The organism is Nostoc sp. CALU 546, from assembly GCF_048836525.1.
The window spans coordinates 1-2,011 of the sequence record NZ_JAWJTF010000345.1 but is presented as its reverse complement, the minus strand read 5'-3'; the positions used below and the strand labels follow the sequence as shown (position 1 = coordinate 2,011).

The 2,011-nt window shown below is 41.1% G+C and carries 1 protein-coding gene; it reads left to right on the top strand.

Features of this window, described 5'->3' with window-relative positions; genetic code table 11:
• The first annotated feature begins 645 nt into the window (after positions 1-645).
• Positions 646-1,662, top strand: coding sequence for a ribose-phosphate pyrophosphokinase (locus tag RRG12_RS43525; protein WP_420761946.1), 1,017 nt, complete (start codon positions 646-648; stop codon positions 1,660-1,662).
• The last annotated feature ends 349 nt before the right edge of the window (positions 1,663-2,011 follow it).

The following is a 2,011-nucleotide window of genomic DNA, read 5'->3' as shown; positions in this document are numbered from 1 at the left end:
ACCTAATGGGAATACCCTCAGTTAGGAGTATACGCAAAAGAAGTAAGGAGGAAAGAGGCAGGGGGCAGGGGTCACGAGGCAGGACAATAGGGTTAGGATAAGCATTTTTCACTTTCCTGGTGGTCTGGTGAAAGGGGTTGGAGGTATTGGCTAAAAGAATGTATTCAAAGCTTTTCCTCTTTTTCCGTTATTTTGGAATTTTATTGTGTGAATTAAAACTTAAAATTAAATCTGCCAGTTTATTTATTTATTGCTAGTATCATAGAATATAATAAGATACACCCTAAACACTTAGTCCCAAATGTTCTCTTGTCTAAGAGCAAACTTAAATATCATTTAACTTGTCAATGCTTTACTGTCAGTTATAAATGAGGTATTTAGAAGAAGCAAACTATTACACCAATATTTTGATAAATTGAGGTTATTTGCCTCAACTCAAAAAAATTTGAACTATAGACCTAGTAGACAGACTTGATGTCCGTTAAGCTATCAATAGTTTGCTTGCCAAGAAAATTAGACAGTTAGCGAATGATAATTTTATGGGAAAATGTTTAAATTTTGTATGGAAGCTTTAACAAAACTCACAGATGTTTTTTTAGGCTATTTATCGGTTAAATCTATTAAATCTCCAATGATAATATTGCTATGAATCCACATAGAGGATCTGCTGTTCTCAGTTCTGCAACTTTCAAAATGCAACCATCTGCAACAGGGCTGACCGAGAATCATCGCCTGAGACTTTTTTCTGGCTCCGCCAATATACAACTGTCTCAAGAAGTCGCTCGTTATGTGGGCATGGACTTGGGGCCAATGATTCGCAAAAGATTTGCGGACGGAGAACTTTACGTTCAAATCCAAGAATCGATTCGAGGTTGTGATGTCTATTTAATCCAGCCATGTTGTCAACCTGTAAACGATCATTTGATGGAATTATTGATTATGGTTGACGCTTGTCGTCGGGCTTCTGCGCGACAGGTGACGGCAGTAATTCCTTACTATGGCTATGCTCGTGCCGATCGCAAAACAGCAGGACGAGAGTCAATAACTGCCAAGCTGGTTGCTAACTTGATCACCGAAGCAGGTGCCAACCGCGTTCTAGCAATGGATTTACACTCGGCTCAGATTCAAGGCTATTTCGATATACCTTTTGATCATGTTTACGGTTCGCCAGTATTGCTAGATTATCTAGCCAGCAAACAACTGCCCGACCTAGTAGTTGTTTCCCCTGATGTTGGTGGTGTCGCACGAGCCAGAGCATTTGCCAAAAAACTGAATGATGCCCCACTGGCAATTATTGACAAACGTCGTCAGGCACATAATGTCGCAGAAGTGTTAAATGTTATCGGCGATGTTAAAGGCAAAACGGCAGTGTTGGTGGATGACATGATCGACACTGGAGGAACGATCGCAGAAGGAGCGCGATTACTCCGTGAAGAAGGAGCGCGTCAAGTATACGCCTGTGCAACTCATGCAGTCTTCTCTCCACCAGCTGTGGAGCGGTTGTCCAGTGGATTGCTTGAGGAAGTCATTGTCACCAATACGATTCCCATACCAGAAAACAATCGTTTTCCCCAACTAGTGGTGCTGTCAGTAGCTAATCTCTTAGGAGAAACTATCTGGCGGATTCATGAAGATACTTCAGTCAGTAGTATGTTCCGTTAGTAAATAAAAGGCTGTCATTCGTGTTATTGGCAGCCATCTGGTGAAAATGATGTAGGGATAATTCATGAATTGTCCCTACCAAGGATTTCGAGCAACGCAAAATTAATTTTCACCTTTTTTATCAACCTAAATTTAAACAAGTTGTTAACTATATCAACGAACTTTGGGGGTTTGAGTCTCTAATCAGGCATTCCTATGCAGAGCATAGGAACGAGATAAACGAGATAACAATGAGAAATTGATCTTTTTTCGACTTGTGTGTACACCGTAGCCTTGCAAAGGGGGGAAATAGAAAATCTAGTTCCCTCCCCAATGCATCGGGGAGGGTTAGGGTGGGGTAAAACCTTGG